This is a genomic window from Actinomycetospora sp. C-140 (assembly GCF_054796175.1).
This window is the reverse complement of sequence record NZ_JBTWNF010000003.1, coordinates 416,384-434,527: the sequence shown is the minus strand read 5'-3', so window position 1 is coordinate 434,527 and position 18,144 is coordinate 416,384. Positions and strand designations below refer to the sequence as shown.

At 73.5% G+C, this 18,144-nt stretch carries 16 protein-coding genes; 10 read left to right on the top strand and 6 right to left on the bottom strand.

Translation table 11 applies throughout. The features are described 5' to 3' along the window. Window positions 1-113: 113 nt before the first annotated feature. Window positions 114-701: an acyl-CoA-like ligand-binding transcription factor gene (locus ACR9E3_RS07705; RefSeq protein WP_460379623.1), complete on the top strand. Its 588-nt coding sequence runs from the start codon at window positions 114-116 to the stop codon at window positions 699-701. Further along, the gene (locus tag ACR9E3_RS07700) at window positions 698-1,069 is read left to right on the top strand and encodes a GntR family transcriptional regulator (RefSeq protein WP_460379622.1); all 372 of its coding nucleotides are present in this window, start codon (window positions 698-700) and stop codon (window positions 1,067-1,069) included. Before ACR9E3_RS07705 ends, ACR9E3_RS07700 begins: the two co-directional genes overlap by 4 nt. Window positions 1,070-1,115: 46 nt before the next feature. On the opposite strand, the gene ACR9E3_RS07695 is transcribed toward ACR9E3_RS07700, so the two are convergent. Then, on the bottom strand, window positions 1,116-1,856 hold the full coding sequence (locus ACR9E3_RS07695; RefSeq protein WP_460379621.1) for an SDR family NAD(P)-dependent oxidoreductase: 741 nt from the start codon (window positions 1,854-1,856) through the stop codon (window positions 1,116-1,118). Between the two features lie 257 nt (window positions 1,857-2,113). Between ACR9E3_RS07695 and mdo the strand changes: the two genes are divergently transcribed. The 4 genes from mdo to mftM all read left to right on the top strand — a co-directional run bounded on the left by mdo (window position 2,114) and on the right by mftM (window position 7,269). Continuing rightward, window positions 2,114-3,406, top strand: coding sequence for an NDMA-dependent methanol dehydrogenase (mdo, locus tag ACR9E3_RS07690; protein ID WP_285650742.1), 1,293 nt, complete (start codon window positions 2,114-2,116; stop codon window positions 3,404-3,406). 94 nt (window positions 3,407-3,500) lie between these two features. Beyond that, a complete protein-coding gene (locus tag ACR9E3_RS07685; RefSeq protein WP_460379620.1) occupies window positions 3,501-4,748 on the top strand; it encodes an AAA family ATPase in 1,248 nt (415 codons plus the stop codon). Window positions 4,749-4,780: 32 nt separating this feature from the next. Next, window positions 4,781-6,325: a VWA domain-containing protein gene (locus ACR9E3_RS07680; RefSeq protein ID WP_460379619.1), complete on the top strand. Its 1,545-nt coding sequence runs from the start codon at window positions 4,781-4,783 to the stop codon at window positions 6,323-6,325. A 5-nt stretch (window positions 6,326-6,330) separates the two neighbouring features. Further along, window positions 6,331-7,269 (top strand): mycofactocin oligosaccharide methyltransferase MftM, encoded by a 939-nt coding sequence (gene mftM / locus ACR9E3_RS07675; RefSeq protein ID WP_460379671.1) that lies wholly within the window; start codon window positions 6,331-6,333, stop codon window positions 7,267-7,269. Window positions 7,270-7,323: 54 nt separating this feature from the next. Here mftM and ACR9E3_RS07670 read toward each other — a convergent pair whose 3' ends face one another. Genes ACR9E3_RS07670 through ACR9E3_RS07660 form a run of 3 tightly spaced genes read right to left on the bottom strand, consistent with a single transcriptional unit; the run spans window position 7,324 to window position 9,663 of the window. Next, window positions 7,324-8,826, bottom strand: a complete 1,503-nt coding sequence (locus ACR9E3_RS07670) for a long-chain-fatty-acid--CoA ligase (protein WP_460379618.1) — start codon at window positions 8,824-8,826, stop codon at window positions 7,324-7,326. Beyond that, the gene (locus tag ACR9E3_RS07665; RefSeq protein WP_460379617.1) at window positions 8,823-9,245 is read right to left on the bottom strand and encodes a MaoC/PaaZ C-terminal domain-containing protein; all 423 of its coding nucleotides are present in this window, start codon (window positions 9,243-9,245) and stop codon (window positions 8,823-8,825) included. Before ACR9E3_RS07665 ends, ACR9E3_RS07670 begins: the two co-directional genes overlap by 4 nt. A gap of 1 nt (window position 9,246) precedes the next feature. Beyond that, entirely contained in the window at window positions 9,247-9,663 is a 417-nt protein-coding gene (locus tag ACR9E3_RS07660; RefSeq protein WP_460379616.1) for an FAS1-like dehydratase domain-containing protein, read from the bottom strand. A gap of 142 nt (window positions 9,664-9,805) precedes the next feature. Here ACR9E3_RS07660 and ACR9E3_RS07655 point away from each other — a divergent pair, with 142 nt between their 5' ends. Together ACR9E3_RS07655 and phaZ are read left to right on the top strand one after the other, a co-directional pair. After that, window positions 9,806-11,542: a PHA/PHB synthase family protein gene (locus tag ACR9E3_RS07655; protein ID WP_460379615.1), complete on the top strand. Its 1,737-nt coding sequence runs from the start codon at window positions 9,806-9,808 to the stop codon at window positions 11,540-11,542. A gap of 22 nt (window positions 11,543-11,564) precedes the next feature. Continuing rightward, window positions 11,565-12,347 carry a poly(3-hydroxyalkanoate) depolymerase gene (gene phaZ, locus ACR9E3_RS07650; RefSeq protein ID WP_460379614.1) on the top strand — a complete coding sequence of 261 codons (783 nt, stop codon included), beginning with the start codon at window positions 11,565-11,567 and terminating at the stop codon, window positions 12,345-12,347. A gap of 9 nt (window positions 12,348-12,356) precedes the next feature. Here phaZ and ACR9E3_RS07645 read toward each other — a convergent pair whose 3' ends face one another. Beyond that, on the bottom strand, window positions 12,357-13,538 hold the full coding sequence (locus ACR9E3_RS07645; protein WP_460379670.1) for a nitric oxide synthase oxygenase: 1,182 nt from the start codon (window positions 13,536-13,538) through the stop codon (window positions 12,357-12,359). A 983-nt stretch (window positions 13,539-14,521) separates the two neighbouring features. Here ACR9E3_RS07645 and ACR9E3_RS07640 point away from each other — a divergent pair. Next, complete coding sequence (locus ACR9E3_RS07640) at window positions 14,522-15,532, top strand: hypothetical protein (protein ID WP_460379613.1); 1,011 nt, start codon at window positions 14,522-14,524, stop codon at window positions 15,530-15,532. Between the two features lie 842 nt (window positions 15,533-16,374). Beyond that, window positions 16,375-17,478: an FAD-binding oxidoreductase gene (locus ACR9E3_RS07635; protein WP_460379669.1), complete on the top strand. Its 1,104-nt coding sequence runs from the start codon at window positions 16,375-16,377 to the stop codon at window positions 17,476-17,478. 116 nt (window positions 17,479-17,594) lie between these two features. Here ACR9E3_RS07635 and ACR9E3_RS07630 read toward each other — a convergent pair whose 3' ends face one another. Continuing rightward, complete coding sequence (locus ACR9E3_RS07630) at window positions 17,595-18,119, bottom strand: OsmC family protein (protein WP_285650758.1); 525 nt, start codon at window positions 18,117-18,119, stop codon at window positions 17,595-17,597. Window positions 18,120-18,144: the final 25 nt, after the last annotated feature.

Here is an 18,144-nt window from a genome sequence, read left to right as displayed (position 1 = left end):
CTCGGAACGCTAAGCGGCACTCGGTGCCACCACCAGGCCCGGTCCGGGTGGGAAACACCCCTCCGTTCAGCGGGGACGGCGGGCCCCTCCCCGTGGTAGAGGATGCTGTGGTGGTGACGACGAGAAGTGCGCGGCGTGTGCCCGTCGCCCAGCGCCTCGAGCACGTCGCCCTCGAGCTGTTCGCGGCCCAGGGCTTCGACGAGACCACGGTCGACGAGCTCGCCGTCGCGGGCGGCGTCGGGCGGCGGACGTTCTTCCGGTACTTCCCGACCAAGCTCGACGTGGTGCTCGGTGAGCTCGACGACGGCTTGGCCGCCCTGGCCTCGGTGCTCGCCGACCAGGTCGGCGACGACCCCGTCGCCGCCGCTCGCGCCGCCTTCCTCGCCGTCAACCGCTACGCCGACGCCGAGCTGCCCGCGCTGCGCCGGCGTCTCGGGCTGATCGAGGAGGTGCCCGAGCTCGCCGCGCGGGCGACGGTGCGCTACCGCGACTGGGAGAGCGCGCTCGCCAGGGACGCCGCGGGGCGCTGGGGCGACGACCCGGGGTCGCTGCGCGCGCAGGTCTTCGGCCGTGCCGTCGTGGCCTCGATGCGCGCGGTGTTCAGCGCCTGGCACGGGCGGGCGGACGCTGACGGCGAGGTGCTCGGCGAGCTGGTCGAGGAGGCGTTCGACCAGCTCGGGCGGGGGTTCGCGACCCGGTGAGCGCGCCCGAGGACCTCATCGACCTCGACCCCGACTCCCCCGATCCGCCCTACGAGCAGCTCCGCGCCCGGGTCACTGAGCTCGCCCGCACCGGCGCCCTCGCCCCGCACACGCGCCTGCCCGCCGTGCGCCGACTCGCGACCGACCTGAACCTCGCCGCCGGCACCGTCGCCCGCGCCTACCGCGAGCTCGAGGCCGCGGGCGTCGTCGAGACCCGGGGCCGGCTCGGGACCTTCGTCGTCGGCGCCGACACCGCCGCCGACCCGGCCCGCGAGCTCGCCGCCGAGTACGCGCGCCGGGTCACCGCGCTCGGCGTCTCCCGGGAGCGCGCCCTCGACCTGGCCCGCGCCGCCCTCGCCGACCTCTGACGCCGGCCCGTCTCGGGTCACTGGCTACCACCGTCGCGCGGCCGGCTCACCACGGCACCTCGGCACGGTCCTCCCACAGTCGCCCGGTGGGCACCGGGTCGGAGGGGGTCGAGGCGCGTGTCGCGAGCCAGATCGCCGTGTCCGCGCCCTGGTCGACCGACCGGGGCGCGCCGGGCCCGCCCATGTCGGTGCGGCAGTGGCCGGGGCAGGTGGCGTCGACGAGGACTCCGCGACGACCGAGGGCGAGCTCGTGGGCGAGGGTGCGGGTCAGCGCGTTGAGCCCGGCCTTCGCGACGCGGTACGGGGCGAGCCCGCCGGCCGTCCCCGGGCCGGTCATGCGCCCCAGGCAGGCGGTCAGGTTGACCACTCGGCCCCACCGGCGCGCCGCCATCCCCGGCACGAGCGCGGAGATCAGCGCGAAGGGAGCGTCGAGGTCGACGGCGCGCACGTCGCGCCACTCGGCGAGGGTCGCGTCGAGGGTCTTCGAGCGCCGCGAGCTCATCACCGCCGCGGCGTTCACCAGCACGTCGACCTCGAGACCGTCCACGCGGGCGGGGATGCCGTCGACGTCGGCGAGGTCGTGCACGAGCGCCCGCCCACCGAACGACCCCACGGCCTCCTCGAGCGCCGCCCCGTCCCGCGACATCCCGATCACCGACGCCCCGGCGCCGGCCAGCGCCGCGGCGATCGCCCGGCCGAGCCCGCGGCTCGCGCCGGTCACGAGGGCGGTGCGTCCGGCGAGGTCGGAGGCTCCCCCGGGAGGGCCGTCGGAAGGGCCGTCGGTCACCCGCCCGTGGTTCCCGCGAGCGCCCTCTTCCATCCGCCCGACTTATCGCGTATCAATGGCAACAACCCGGCCCGAGCAACGCAGCAGGATGGCCAGCAGGAAACCTGTCCGAAGGTCCAGGACAGGCACCGTCGCCGTGGTCGGGATCACCGCATGCCTCTGTTCCGGTGACCGGCGCCACGCTTAGCGTCGCGCCGGATCCCGAGAGGACCGTCATGCACGGCGTTCCCTCGGTTGGACCCGACGAGAGGACAGCCATGCAGGTTGACGAGCTGCTCAAGCCGTTCCCGATCAAGGAGTTCCACCCCTTCCCGCGGGCGCTCCTCGGGCCCGGCTCGCACGAGATGATCGGGCCGGAGGCGCTGAAGCTCGGCTTCAAGAAGACCCTGATCATGACGTCGGGCCTGCGCGGCACCGACATCGTGCACAAGATCAGCGAGTCGATGAAGTACCACGGGATCGACACCGTCATCTACGACAAGGTCGAGTCGAATCCCAAGGACTACAACTCGATGGACGCCGTGAAGATGTACCAGGAGAACTCCTGTGACAGCTTCGTGTCCATCGGTGGTGGCTCCTCGCACGACGCCTGCAAGGGCGCGCGGGTCTCGGTGGCCCACGACGGCCGCAACGTCAACGAGTTCGAGGGCTTCAACAAGTCCGAGAACCCGAAGAACCCGCCGCACATCGCGGTGTCGACCACGGCCGGCACGGGCTCGGAGACCTCCTGGGCCTACGTCATCACCGACACCACGACCGACCCGAACAACCCGCACAAGTACGTCGCGTTCGACGACGCGTCGGTGACCACGCTGGCCATCGACGACCCGGTGCTCTACTACGACTGCCCGATCGACTTCACCGCCCAGTGCGGCTTCGACGTCCTCGCGCACGCCTCCGAGCCCTACGTCTCGCGCCTGAACTTCGAGCCGAGCCTCGGCAACGCGATCCGCGCCATCGAGCTCACCTCGCAGCACCTGCGCGAGGCCGTGTGGAACGGCCAGGACCTCCCCGGCCGCGAGGGCATGATGTACGCGCAGTACATCGCCGCCCAGGCGTTCAACTCCGGTGGCCTCGGGATCATCCACTCGATCTCGCACGCGGTGTCGGCCTTCTACGACACCCACCACGGCCTGAACAACGCCGTCGCGCTCCCCCGCGTGTGGGCGTTCAACATGCCGGTCGCCTACAAGCGGTTCGCCCGGATCGCCGAGGCCATGGGCGTGGACACCACGCACATGACCGACGTCCAGGCCGCGGAGGCCGCGCTCGCCGCGTCCATCCGTCTGCTGCGCGACGTGGGCATCCCGGAGAAGTTCACCGACGTCACCCAGGACTCGTACTCGAAGAACCGTCTCGGCCAGGGCCCGACGAAGTTCTACGAGAACGAGAAGACGATCACGGGTAACGACGCGGACGTGGACCGCATCACCAACCACGTCCTCGGTGACGCCTGCACCCCGGGCAACCCCAAGGAGTGCACGTTCACGACCGTGCGCCCCGTCGTCGACCACTGCCTCAACGGCGACCTCGACGACCTGCTCAGCTGATCGCCGCGCCGGTGCCCGGCGGGTCGGCCTCTGCGCTGGCCCGCCGGGCACCGGTGTGTTTCCCTCGATCTGCCACTCCACGGAAGGACCCCGCGTGACCAGCACGGACACCGCTGCCCCGTTCGGTTCGGTCGAGGAGGTCATCGACGCGCTGGCGAAGCAGGGCTACATCGCCGACCGGCGCCTGGCGACGACGGTGTTCCTCCTGACGCGCCTCGAGAAGCCGCTGCTGCTCGAGGGACCGGCCGGCGTGGGGAAGACGGAGCTGGCCAAGATGCTGGCGCTGGCCACGGGGCGCCGGTTCCTGCGGCTGCAGTGCTACGAGGGCCAGGACGAGACCAAGGCCCTCTACGAGTGGGACTACGGCAAGCAGCTGCTCTACACCCAGATGCTGCGCGAGAAGATCGCCGAGATCGTCCAGGACGCTCCCGACATCAAGACCTCGGTCGAGCGGATCGCCGCGCAGGACAGCGTCTTCTTCTCCGAGGAGTTCCTCGCCGAGCGGCCCCTGATGGAGGCCATCCGCTCCGACGATCCCGTCGTGCTGCTGATCGACGAGGTCGACCGCGCCGACGAAGCGCTCGAGGCGGTGCTGCTGGAGACCCTCGGTGAGTACCAGATCTCCGTGCCCGAGGTCGGCACGTTCGCGGCGCAGAACGCGCCCTACGTCATCCTGACCAGCAACAACACCCGTGACCTGGCCGCCGCGCTCAAGCGCCGCTGCCTGCACCTGTTCCTCGACTACCCCAGCGCGGAGCGCGAGCTGGAGATCGTCCGCTCGAAGGACACAGGCTTGCCGGAGGCGGCTGCCCGCGAGCTCGTCGAGGTGGTCCGCGGCCTGCGCGAGCTCGAACTGCGCAAGGCCCCGAGCATCTCCGAGACGATCGACTGGGCCCGCACGCTCGCCGTGCTGGGGGTCGACGAGCTCTCGAGCTCGATCCTCTCCGACACCGTCAGCGTCGTGGTGAAGTACGACAAGGACGTCACCAAGGCCCTCGGCGCGCTGCCGAAACTGGTCGACCCGAACGCCGAGATCGACGACCACGGTCACGGTCACGGGCACGGCCACGGGCACGGGCACGGCCACGACGAGGGGCACTCCGGCGGACCGGCCCCGGCCACGTCGCGGCGGGTGCCCGACGACGACGAGGAGGACGGCCCCGACGGACGCTCCGTGCGGGCCGCGAAGGACCAGGAGGGCCGCCACGTCGGGCACTACGCCGCCGGCGTCGAGCAGAAGGAGAAGGCCCGCAACGGCGAGCTGGAGCCGGCCAAGCCCCGCAACGTGAGCTCGAGCCAGGGCAGCCGGTCGTTCGGCCTGGGCAAGAAGCGCGCGCTCTAGGGACCGGCGAGCACCGAGAGGAGGCCCCCGGCATGGAGGCCAGCATCCACCGGTTCGTCCGCCTGTTGCGCATCCGGCAGGTCCGGGTCTCCACCTCGGAGGTCCTCGACGCGATGCGCTGCGCGCGGGAGCCGGGCGTCCTCGCCGACCGCGAGACGCTCCGGGCGGCGCTGCGGGTCGCCCTGGTCAAGGACATCCGCGACGAGGCGACCTTCGACGAGATCTTCGACGCGTACTTCGCGCTGGTGAAGATCGGCGACGAGGACCGCGGGCACGGCCACGGGCACGGTCACGAGGACCTCTCCGACGGCGGCGCGCTCGAGGAGTTCACGCTCTCCGAGGAGCCCGGCGAGACCCCGCAGCAGGGCCACGACCACGGCAAGCCGGTGTCGATCAAGGACTTCTTCGACCCGGAGGACCTGGCCGAGCAGTACAACCTGCACCAGGAGGCCAACAAGATCGACCTCGCGTCGATGACCGACGAGATCGTCTTCTCGAAGGACGGCGCCACCGACCAGATCGGCGCCCAGGACAAGGTGCAGATCGAGACCGACAGCCTGCACGGCGCCGGTCTGCCCGGCGACATCGCGGAGCAGGCCGGCACCAAGGTCGACGCCGACCTCACCGTCGCCCAGCAGGAGGCGTTGCTCGGCTGGCTGCAGGGGGTCGAGGACGGTATCGACGACGAGGGCGACGAGAGCGACGCGATGGCCCTGCGCCGCCGGCTGGCCGGGATGCTCGAGAACCTCCCCGAGGCGATCAAGCGCCACCTCGAGAAGCTCATGGAGATCGAGCAGCGCATCGTCGAGGGCGGCGACGGCGACGAGGAGGCCCACAAGGCCGAGGTCGACCGGGCCGAGGAGCACGAGCGCCAGCAGCTCGAGGACTCCCTGCGCCGGCTCGCCAAGACGCTGCACGGCGCCCTGACCCACAAGCGGCGCGAGTCCCCGCGCGGGCGCATCGACCCGGGCCGCACGATGCGCCGCAACATGCGCTTCGACGGCGTCCCGTTCCGCCCGGTCACCGTCGCGCGCGCCGAGGACAAGCCGCGCCTGGTGATCCTCGCCGACGTCTCGTTGTCGGTGCGGGCGACCGCCCGGTTCACGCTGCACCTCGTGCACGGTCTGCAGGACATGTTCGGCCAGGTGCGCTCGTTCGCGTTCGTCGCCGACCTCATCGAGGTCACCGACCTGTTCTCCGACCACACCGTGGAGGACGCCCTCGGGCTGATCTTCGGCGGTGACATGATCGACGTCGACGCCAACTCCGACTACGGCACGGCGTTCGGCACGTTCCTCGAGGACCACGGCTCGGCGGTCAACCGGCGCTCGACGGTGATCGTGCTCGGCGACGGCCGGGGCAACGGCAACGACGCCAACATGGAGGCGTTCGCCGAGATCACCCGCCGGGCGAGGGAGACCATCTGGCTCACGCCCGAGCCCCGCTACTCCTGGGGCCTGGGCTCGTGCGACCTGCCGCAGTACGCCGAGTTCGTCGACCGCATCCGGGTCGTCCGCGACCTCACGGGTCTCTCGGAGGTCAGCCACGACATGGCGGCCGAGATGATCGGGCGTTGAGCCCGGTGACGGGCCTGCGCGACTCCCCCGTGCCCGCCGGGGCCGTCCGGATCGACCCCCTGGCCCCGTCCCACCCCGGCCGGTGGGAGGACGACCACGTCGTCGTCTGCCACGTCGACCGCGCTCCGGTGCCGGTCCGGCTGGTCGCGGCCCGCCCGCCGGAGCGGGTCACCGACCACTTCGAGGTGCACCGGCCCGGCGACCGCCTGCTCGTGCTGCACCGGCTGCGCGCCGACGAGCTCGACGACGACATCGCCGGGCTCGTCGCCCGCGAGCTGACCGGTGTCGTCACCTCCGCCGGCGACTTCGAGCGGGTGTTCACCGGGATCGTGCGCTCGACCGTCAGCGACCCGCTGACCGCGTGGTCGACGTTCTACGCCAACAGCCTCGCCGTGCTGCGCTCGCCGGCGCACGACGTGGACCCGGACGTGGCGCCCGAGTCGTCGCTGGCCGCGTTCGCGCCGGTCCACGAGCGGGCGCTCGCCGAGATCCGCGGACGCACCGTGCTCGACGTCGGCTCGTGCTTCGGCTTCCTGCCGCTGCGGCTGGCGCAGGAGGGCTTCGACGTCGTCGCGACCGACCACACGCCCGGCACGATGGGCCTGCTCGGTGCCGTCGCGAGCCGGCGCGGACAGGCCGTGCGCACCGTCGTCGCCGACGCCCGGACGCTGCCCGCCCGCAGCGGCGCGGTCGACACCGTGACGGCCGTGCACCTCCTCGAGCACCTGCCGGTGGCCGACACGGTCCGGGTGCTCGACGAGATGCTGCGCGTCGCCCGGCGCCGCGTCGTGGTCGCCGTGCCCTACGAGGACCTCCCGGAGCCCGTGTACGGGCACCTCAGGACGTTCGACCACGCCGTCCTGCACGCCCTCGGCGAGCGCACCGGCCACGGGTTCCGCGTCAGCGACGACCACGGCGGCTGGCTGGTGATCGACGTGGCCTGACGGCCATGTGAGCACTTCGGAGTGCTCTGGCACCTCGAAGTGCTCACCTGCGCGTCAGCGCACCTCGTCCGGCGGCACGATCTCGCGGCGGAGGATCTTGCCCGTCGGTCCCTTCGGCAGCTCGTCCAGGAGCCACACGTGGCGCGGGTACTTGTAGGCCGCGACGCGCTCCTTGGCGAAGTCGCGCAGCTCCTCGACGTCGACCTCGGCGCCGGGCCGCAGGGCGACGGCCGCACCGACCTCCTCGCCGAGGTCACGGTTCTCGATGCCGACCACGGCCACCTCGGCGACCGCCGCGTGCTCGTAGAGCGCCTCCTCGATCTCGCGGGGGTAGACGTTGTAGCCCCCGCGGATGATCATCTCCTTCTTGCGGTCGACGATGAAGTAGTAGCCGTCCTCGTCGCGGCGACCGACGTCGCCGGTGCGGAACCAACCGTCCGGGACGGACTCGGCGGTCGCGTCGGGGCGACCCCAGTAGCCCTTCATCAGGCCCTCGCCGCGGATGGCGATCTCCCCGGCGTCGTCGCCGGTCACGTCGTTGCCCTCGTCGTCGACCAGGCGCAGCTCCATCCCGTCCACCGGGGTGCCGACCGAGCCCGGCCTGCGCTCCGCGTGGGGGTGGTTGAACGAGGCGACGGGTGAGGTCTCGGAGAGGCCGTAGCCCTCGAGGACGACGCACCCGAACGTCTCCTCGAACTCACGGAGCACCTCGACCGGCAGGGCCGATCCCCCCGAGATGCAGCAGCGCAGGGACGACACGTCGTACTGCTCGCGGTCCTCCACGTGCAGCAGGCCCGAGTACATGGTGGGCACGCCCTCGAAGACGGTGACCCCGTCGCGGCCGATCATCGCCAGGGCCTTCGCCCCGTCGAAGCGCGGGAGCAGCGTCAGGCAGGCCCCGGTCAGCACCGCCGAGTTCAGGCCGCACGTCAGACCGAACACATGGAACAGGGGCAGGCAGCCCATCACCACGTCGTCGGTGGTGATCTCGGTCAACGTCCGCGCCGAGACCCGGGCGTTCGTCGCCAGGTTCGCGTGGGTCAGCTCGGCGCCCTTGGGGGAGCCGGTGGTGCCGGAGGTGTAGAGGATGACGGCGGTGTCGTCGTCGCTGCGGTCGACGGGCCCGTCGAGCGGGTCGGCCCCCTCGAGCACGCCGTCGTCGGGGCCCGCGGCGCCGACGGCGACCACCTCGACGTCCCGGCCCTGCGCCGCCTCGCGCGACGCGTCCGCGGCGTCGTCCCAGGCGAACACCACGGAGATGCCCGCGTCGTCGAGGTAGTACTCGATCTCCCGGCCCTTGAGCAGCGGGTTCATCGGGACGACCACGCACCCGGCCATGAGGGCGCCGTAGAAGACGATCGGGAACGCCGGGACGTTCGGGAAGACCAGCCCCACGCGGGCACCGGGTTCCAGCCCGCGGGACCGCAGGAACCCCGCGGCCCGGCGCGCGGCCTCGAGGAACTCGCGGTAGGTCACCGTCTGGTCGTCGAGCCGGAGTGCCGGCCGGTCGCCGTGCTCCTCGGCGGTCTCGACCAGCGCTGTCGCCAGATTCGTCATCGTCGACTCCCGGTGTCGGATGGGTGCTCGTCAGCAGTGGTGTCGTCCATCTCGGCGCGACCGCGGACCACGACCGTGCCGTCCTGCACGATCGAGGCCTCGATGCTTGCTCGGCCGTCGGCCACCTCGGTGACCTCGCCCGCCGTCGCGAACTCGCTCCCGGGGACGGCGACGTCGGTGAACTCGACCTCGAGACTGCGCAGGGCACTCGGGTCGCCCGCGGCCAGCTCGCCGACGGACCGGGCGAGCACGGCCATGGTGTAGAGCCCGTGCAGGACATTCCCCGGGAGGCCGGCGGCCCGCGCCGCCTCCGGGTCGATGTGGATGGGGTTGAAGTCCAGCGAGGCACCGGCGTAGCGGTGGGGCAGGTACCGGTCCGGGGTGATCCGCAGGTCGGGCACGTGCTCTCCGATGTCCACGTCAGCCCCTCACCATCATCGTCCAGCGGCCGCGGACGACCTCGTCGTCGGCCTGGTTCCGTGAGACCGAAGCAAAGACGTAGAGCGTGTTCCGGCCCTTGCTCGAGACGTCGGCGATCTCGGTCTCGGTCGTCACGGTGTCCCCCGCGCAGACCGGCTCCCCCCACGCGAACCGCTGGCCCACGTGCAGCATCTTCTCGGTGTCGATCCCGGCGCGCGGGTCGAAGACGGCCGGGTAGACGGCCGAGCCCGCGTAGACCACCGCGAACATGGGCGGCGCGACCACGTCGCGGTACCCCGCCTCGCGGGCGGCGGCGGCGCTGCGGAACACCGCGTGTCGCTCGCCGATGACGGAGACGAACTCCTGGATCTTCTCGCGGCCGACCGCGTACTCGACCGGGTCCCACGTCGTGCGCATGCCTCGCCCTCCCCGTGGTGCCGCAGCGGTGGGCGGTCCGGTGCCCGGTGGAGCACCCGCCCAACCCCATTCCGCGGAACAGATCCCCCCGAACGGCCCAGCTTGACGGGGAACACCGCATGTGGTCGGTTGCGTACCCCCAGTGGCCGGGCCCGAGGAGAGCGCCATCACCAGCACCACCGAGCGAGCGAACGGCGTCGGCGAGCCGCGCAGCGGCCAGCGGAGCACCGCCGATGCGGTCCTCCACGACGTCGTCGACGGCGACGGCCCGACCCATCCCCCCGGCCTCGCGCCGGCCCGCGCGGCCCTCGCGCTCCTGTCGCGCCCCGACCGCGTGGCCCGCCACGGTCTGCGGTGGGCGGGCGAGCTCGGGCAGATCGTCGCGGGTCGGTCGGAGGTGGGGCCCGAGAAGGGTGACCGGCGGTTCAAGGACCGCGCGTGGCGGCACAATCCGGCCCTGCGGCGCCTGGTGCAGGCCTACGTGGCCACCGGGAGCGCGGTCGACGACCTGATCGACGACGCGGACCTCGACCAGCGCTCGCAGGAGCGGCTGCGGTTCGCGGCCGGGAACGTCCTCGAGGCGCTCGCCCCGTCGAACTTCCCGTTGACCAACCCCACGGTCCTCAAGGCGGCCGTCGACTCCGGCGGGCTGCACTTCCTCCAGGGGGTGCGCAACCTCGTCGGCGACCTGCGCTCCGGCTCGCTGCTGCCCTCGACGGTCGACACCTCGCAGTTCACGGTGGGCGAGGACCTCGCGGCCACGCCCGGCGCCGTCGTCGCCCGGACCGAGGTCTTCGAGCTCATCCGGTACGACCCGCAGACCGACCAGGTGCGCGAGGCCCCGCTGCTGCTCGTGCCGCAGATGATCAACAAGTACTACATCGCGGACCTGGCGCCCGGGAAGAGCCTGCTCGAGTACGCCGTCACCCAGGGTCAGCAGGTCTTCGCGATCTCCTGGCGCAACCCCGACGACCGCCACGCCGACTGGAACCTCGACACCTACGCGGAGGCGGTGCTCACCGCGCTCGACGCCGTCGAGGAGATCACCGGGACGTCCTCCACCCACCTGATGGGCCTCTGCGCGGGCGGGACCCTCTCCGCGATGGTCCTCGGTCACCTCGCGGCCGTGGGCCGGCAGGACCGGATCGCCGGGCTGGTGCTCTCGGTGACCATCCTCGACTGGGAGGCGGCCGGCACCCACGGCGCCTTCCTGGACCGGGTCACGGGGGCGGCGGCGATGGCCGAGTCGGCCCGCAAGGGCTACCTCGACGGCGCCGGGCTCGCGGCGATGTTCTCGTTCCTGCGGCCCACCGACATGATCTGGAACTTCTGGATCAACAACTACCTGCTGGGCCAGGACCCGCCGGCCTGGGACATCCTGTTCTGGAACCAGGACCAGACGAACATGCCGGCCGCGCTGCACCGCGACTTCGTGCAGCTGGGGCTGGAGAACCCGCTGCCCCGGCCCGGGGGGATCACGGTGCTCGGCACGCCGGTCGACCTCTCGGACGTCACCGTCGACAGCTACGTCGTGGGCGCCGTCGACGACCACATCGCCCCGTGGGCGAACGTCTACCGCACGACCCAGCTGCTCGGCTCGCAGCCGTGCTTCGTACTGTCGACGAGCGGCCACGTGGTGGCCACCGTCAACCCGCCGCAGGACTCCTCGGCCAGCTTCCGGACGCGCGCCGACAACCCCGCCGATCCCGACGAGTGGCAGGAGGGCGCCCACGAGACCGAGGGCAGCTGGTGGCCGCACCTGTCGGCGTGGCTCGGGGAGCGGTCGGGGTCGTGGCGGCCCGCGCCGCGCGAGCCGGGATCGGCCGACCACCCGGTGCTCGGGGAGGCGCCCGGTGGCTACGTCCGCGAGACGGCCTGATCCCCCGCCGCGCACCGTGGTCGTGCGCGGCCGCGAGCTCCGGGTGGTCGAGCGGCCGGGCGACGGTGCCGCGCCCCCGCTGTTGCTCCTCAACGGCATCGGCTCGAGCCTCGAACTGCTCGACCCGTTCGTCGACGCGCTGGACCCGGATCGTGGGGTGATCCGGTTCGACGTCCCCGGGATCGGTGGCTCCGCGAAGCCCCTCGTGCCCTATCACATGACCACGTTCGCCCCGCTCGTCGCGAAGCTGCTCGACCGGCTCGGCCACGACCGGGTCGACGTGCTGGGCATCTCGTGGGGCGGCGGGCTGGCGCAGCAGCTCGCCCTGCAGTGCCGCTCGCGCTGCCGGCGCCTGGTGCTCGTGGCCACCGGGACCGGCTCGCTCATGGTCCCCGCACGCCCCCGCGTGCTGGCGCGGATGGTGTCCGCCCGGCGGCACCGCGATCCCGGGTACGCGGCCCGTGTCGCCGGGTCGATCTACGGCGGCACCATGCGGTCGCACCCCGAGCGCGCGGTCGACCTCCTGCACACCGGGCGCAGCGAGACCTCCCTGCGCGGCTACCTCTACCAGCTCGTGGCCGGGTCGTGGTGGACGACGCTCCCGGTGCTGCCGGCGCTGCGACAGCCCACGCTCATCCTCGCCGGCGACGACGACCCGATCATCCCGGTGGTGAACGCGAAGATCATGAAGCGGCTGCTGCCCGACGCGCGCCTGCACCTCTACCGGGGCGGCCACCTCGCGCTGGTCACCGAGGCCGGCGAACTCGCACCCCTCGTCGAGGCCTTCCTCGACGAGCGTGACTGACCGCGCCGCTCAGACCGGGCAGCCGCGCCCCCGGGCCTTGGCGAGGTCGTCGAGCCGGAACATCGGCCCGGTGTCGGTGGGCTCGTCGTAGTAGCGGTGGAACACCGGGGTGAGGCCGCCGGAGATCGGCGGGACGATCCAGCTCCAGTCGACCGGGCACTTCCGCCCCGCCGCCTCCTCCTTCTCGACGAAGCGCAGGAAGCGCTGGGACTCGCCGTGGTGGTCGGCGAGCGACACGCCGGCCTCGTCGAAGGAGTGCTGCACGGCCGCGGTGAGCTCGATCGCCGCGCGATCGCGCCACAGGGTGCGGTCGCTGGAGGTGTCGAGCCCCATGGCCTCGGCGACGTCGCCCAGCAGGTCGTAGCGGTCGGCGTCGGCGAGGTTGCGCGCGGCGATCTCGGTGGCCATGTACCAGCCGTTGAACGGCGCGGCCGGATACGAGATGCCGCCGATGTCAAGACGCATGTTGCTGATCACCGGCAGGGCGTGCCAGCGCAGGCCCAGGTCGGCGAACCAGGCGTGCTCGGGGTGGGTCAGCTCCACCTCGAGCACCGCGTCGCGCGGCACCTCGAACACCTGCGGACCGCCCGCGGCGTGCTCGCCGCCGCCGCTGACGACCAGCGGCAGCACGTCGAACTGGCCCATCGGGCTCGGCGGCATCCAGCCCAGCGAGCGCGCCGTGTCGGTGAACCCGACGTAGCGGGGGTCGCCCAGCGCCCGGCCTCCGGCGCGGTAGCCCGCGTAGCGGACCAGCTGCTCGTTCCAGACGCGCGGGCCCGGGCCGGACGGGCCGTCGGGAGCGAAGACCGTGATCGTCGAGCGGATGCGGCCGCGGCGCGTGGCCTCCCGCAGGTGCCCGACGCACTCGGCGGCGACCTCGTCCGGTGTCGTGACGTGCCGCCGGTCGCGCACGTGCAGGCTGCGCCAGTAGAGGCGCCCGATGCAGCGCGCCGAGCTGCGCCACGCGACCCGCGCCCCGAACGCGAGCTCGTCGGCGGTGTGGACGTAGGTGCCGGTGCGGGCGATCTCGTCGAGCACCGCGGCGACGCGCGGCTCGACCGGGCCGGCCGCCGGGTTCTCGTCGTGGAAGAGCCGGAGGAACTCCTCGGCCTCCCGCGGGTCGACCGCCGACACCGGGGCCGCCGTGGCCGGCGGGGCGGCCGCGGCCGTCTCCTCCGGCGGCACCTCGATCGTCGTGTGCCCGTCGGCCCGCTCGACCGCGCGCGCGAAGGGGCGGGTCTCCGGGCCCCTCGCGGCACCGGCGTCGGCCTCGCCGGTGGACGGCGCGGGGATCGCGGGGTCGGCCGTCGCCGTGCCGGCGCTCGGCGTGGCGGACGCCGGGGACGTCGGGGACGCCGCCGGAGCCGACGCGGGCGTGGACACCGAGGCCGCCGATGCCGATGCCGATGCCGACACCGACGCGGCCGGGCCGTGCGCGCCGCCGGGGCGCGACGTGTGTGGCGTCCCCGGTCCCGCGGGCGTCCCCTCGGGGGGCTCGCCGCCACCGGTCGGGTGGGGGCGCGGCCGGCGGTCCCGGGGGTGCGGGGTCGGGACCGCGGGTGCCGTCGGGCTCGCCGGGGTCGCCGGGGTCGCCGGGGTCGCCGGAGTCGCCGGAGTCGCGGTGCTGTCCTCGGTGCCGACGACATCGAACGCCACGCCGCGCGTCATGCCACCTCCGTGTGTCGTGCCGTCCCCGCGCGGCCGCCGGTCCACTCTGCCGGTCCGGTATCCGGCCCGGATCTCGCCGATCGGATCAATCCCCGACGTGGTCATCCGAACCTTGATGGTCCGTTCGGTGCAGCCGCACCGGTCCGATCACGCGCTCGCGACCCCGTCTGCGCTGGTGAGCGGGGTGCGGCAAGGTCGACAACGATGTGCCGAGCACGGTGACCACGAACGAGTACGCGAGGAGGACGAGGGTCACGCGGTGTCGCGCTCCCGGCTCCGCACGCCCGTCGGCGCCTCGTGACGGCTCCACAGTGCGGCCACTCTAGAGGGTGGTCCGGCCACCACCCGCACACACCGGGGGCTTCCGGGGGCCGCCCGCGGCACCGGGTCGTCCGCCGCCGGTCGACCACGTCTGGCACGCTGTCCGATCAACAACGTGTGATGGCCTCGTACACAGCGCGTCACGTCGTCGGGGACGACGCGCCCGCGGGGCCGGGAGGTGCACCGTGACGCGAGCCCCGGGGCCCGCGGGCGACGAACCGGACGGCGCAGGGGCGGCACACGCCACCCCGCCGCCGGGGAGCGCGTCCGCCGCCGGCCGCGGGACGAGCTGGTGGGACGCACCGACCACGGTCCTGCCCGCCGTTCCCGCGGCGGCGCCGCCGATGTCCGGCTCGGCCGCCGCGGCCGCCCTGGACGCAGCGGACGCCGCCGGCTCCCCGAGCGGCACCACCGGCGCGGGGTCCGCGGGCGCGGTGCCGGAGGTCCCGGCGATCGCCGACATCGCCGCGCCCGGCCGCCCGGCGGTCGACGCGGTCGTCGCACCCGAGGAGCCGGCGGCCCGGCGCCGCCCGCGTCCCTCACGCCACATGCGCGCCCGCGCGGACGAGATGGCGCACCTGCTCGCCCGGGCGGCGCCGGCCGGGCGCGCCCGCCGCGGGGTGTCGTCGTCGCTGCCGGCCGCCGCCGCGGTCCTCGCCGCGGTCGCGGTCGGGGGCGTGGGCATCGCGATGGGCCTCGACGCCCAGCAGGCCGGTCAGCAGCTCGCGCTCCCCGGCGCGCCGAACGTGCCGGCCGAGCAGACGCCGGTCCCCGAGACGCCGGAGAGCACCGTGCCGACCGTCGGCACCGGCGTCGTCGACGCCCTGCAGCCCGCCCAGCCCGACCGGCCCCCGACCCGGGCGCCCGATGCCGGGCCCTCGTCGGCCGCGGCCACCCGCGCGCCGTCCCCGGCGGGACCGCCGAGGGTGACCACTCCGACCTCCCGGCCGCGCGCGACGAGCACGCCGCGGCCGACGGCGAGCCGGCCCCCGTCGTCGTCGCCCACCCCGCGCTCGACCACCCCGCGGCCGACACCGCGCGCGGACGACGACGGCACGACGACCGGCGCGAGCGGCCCGAGCGGGACGGGCGTTCCGGAGCGCAACGCCGCGGTCGCGAACCCGGGCCTCGACGGTCTCGGCGGCTCGTCGACGACGTCGTCCCCATCCGACGGCGGGGACGTCACCGCGAACTGACGCCCGCCCGGCGACGCTCGTCGCCCCCGTCGTCCCCGCCTGCACGGGGAACGGTCGCCGGGCGACGACGGATGACGCCGCCGTTCGGCCGCGTCACCCGATCCGGGCGCGCGAAGGTCCCGCTCACCGGGCGTCGCCGTACGCTGACCGCACGAACACACGACAGTGCGGCGCGAGGAACGACACGGAGTAGCGTTTCCCGAGCGGGGACAACCGCTAGGGTGGCGCGGCGCCGGGGAGCCCAGCCATCCGGGACGAGGAGTCGACCAGACGTGACCGCAGCGAGGGACGATCGATCCCTGGCCGGGGGACCGCTCGGCCGCGCCACCGGTGCGCACGATCGCGAGACCGACGGCCGGGGCCGGGAGCCGTGGTACGGCTCGCGCCGCGAACCCGACGGCTACGAGACCTCGTTCCGTCCCGCGGAGGGTGGCCGTCCCGGCGCCCCCGGTGAACACGACAGCTCGGTCTTCGACATCGCGGACGACCGTCGCGACGGACGACTGGACACCACCGCGTCGTCCGTGCCCGGACCCGGCCTCCCGGGTTCCCACCGTTCCGAGGGGAGCTCGATGACCTACCCGCCCGGGCCGCACGGTCCCCCCGCCGGCCTGCGCACCCCCTACCCCGGGTCCACCCCCGCGGCCGCGCCGCCGCCGCCGTTCACCGGCCGGCACACGGGCCCGCCCTCGGGGCCGACGTCGGTCGGCCCGATCCCGACGGCGCCCCCGCCGCCGATGCCCTCGCCGCCGGCGACGCCGTCCGTGCCCTCGGCGCCCCCCGGGGCCGACGGTGTCGGCCTGCCCACGCCGCGCGAGGCCGCGTCGAACGACGTCAACGACATGGTCTCGATCATCAGGTCGAGCTTCGACGCCGTCGCGCACCGGTCCGACGAGCTGACGCAGCTCTTCTACGGCCTGCTGTTCCGCATCGCGCCGGAGACCCGCGAGCTGTTCCCGGTCACCATGGAGCTGCAGCGCACCCGGCTGCTGCGGGCGCTCGTGCACGTCGTGCAGATGGTCGACCGCCCCGACGACCTCTCGGTCTTCCTGCGCCAGCTCGGGCGCGACCACCGCAAGTTCGGCGTCGTCGGCGAGCACTACGACAAGGTCGGCGAGGCGCTCCTCGGCGCGCTGCGCGAGATCGCCGGGCCGTTGTGGACGCGCGAGGTCGAGGACGCCTGGACCGGCGCCTACGGCATCGTCTCGCAGCTGATGCGCGAGGCCGCCGAGGCCGAGCGCGGCCCCGCGGTGTGGATGGCCCGGGTCATGGAGCACCGCCGCGTCTCCCAGGACCTCGCGGTGGTCCGGGTGCAGACCAGCCAGCCGGTGCCCTACCTCGCCGGCCAGTACGTCAGCGTCGAGACCCCGCAGCGCCCGCGCATGTGGCGCTCGATGTCGCCCGCGAACGCCCCCGGGCCGGACTGCGTGCTCGAGTTCCACGTCCGCACGGTGCCGGGCGGCTGGGTCAGCCGGGCGATCGTCTCCCACGCCCGCGTCGGCGACGTGTGGCGCATCGGGCCGCCCATGGGCCAGATGACCCTGGACCCGCGCTCGCAGTCGGACCTGCTCATGGTCGCCGGCGGCACCGGCCTCGCACCGGCCCGCGCGATCATCGAGCAGCTGGTCACCGAGGGCACCGACCGCAAGGTCGCCCTGTTCGTCGGCGGTCGCAGCTGGGCCGACCTCTACGACATCGACGCCCTGCGCCGGTCCGCGCAGGAGAACCCGTGGCTCACGGTCGTGCCGGTCGTCGAGGACGACGGACGGCAGTACGGGGCCGAGACGGGGACGCTCGGCGAGGTCGTCGCGCGCTACGGTGCCTGGGCCGATCGGGAGATCACGGTCAGCGGCTCGCCGCCGATGGTGCGCGCGACCGTCGGCGCGCTCCTCGACGTCGGCACGCCGTTCCTCAACATCCACTACGACCCGTACCACACGGACTGAGCGAGGTCCCGGTGTTGCAGCGAACGCGCTGTTCGCTGCTTCTAGGCGTCTGAACTCCCCGTTGATCACACACGAAGGCGCCGCCCGCCGGGCGGCGCCTTCGTCGTGTCGGTGCCTCAGGCGCTCGCGGCCTGGCGCGGGGTCATCTCGACCGAGAGCTCCGGCGGCTTCGCGAGGGTCTGGAACACGACGCAGTACCGCTCGGTGAGCTTGTGCAGCGTCGCGAGGGTGTCGGCGTCCGCGTCGGTGTCGATGTCGAAGCGCAGCCGCACCTCGCGGAACCCGACCGGTGCGTCCTTGGCGACACCGAGGGTGCCGCGGAAGTCGAGGTCGCCCTCGGCGTGCACGTTCCCGCCACGGATCTCGACGCCCATCGACGTCGACACCGCCCGCAGGGTGACGCCGGCGCACGCCACCAGCGCCTCGAGCAGCATGTCGCCCGAGCAGAGCTGGGTGCCGTCGCCGCCGGTGGCGGGGTGCAGGCCGGCCTCGACGAGGGCCTGGGACGTCTGCACGCGGCAGGCGATGCCCGAGCCGTCGACGTCACCGTCGGCCTTGAGCGTGACGACCGCCGACTCGGGGTCCTCCTTGTACTGCGACTTGAGCGGGCCCTGGGTCTCGGCGAGCTTCGTCTTGTCCATACCCGTGATCCTCCCCCGGACGTGG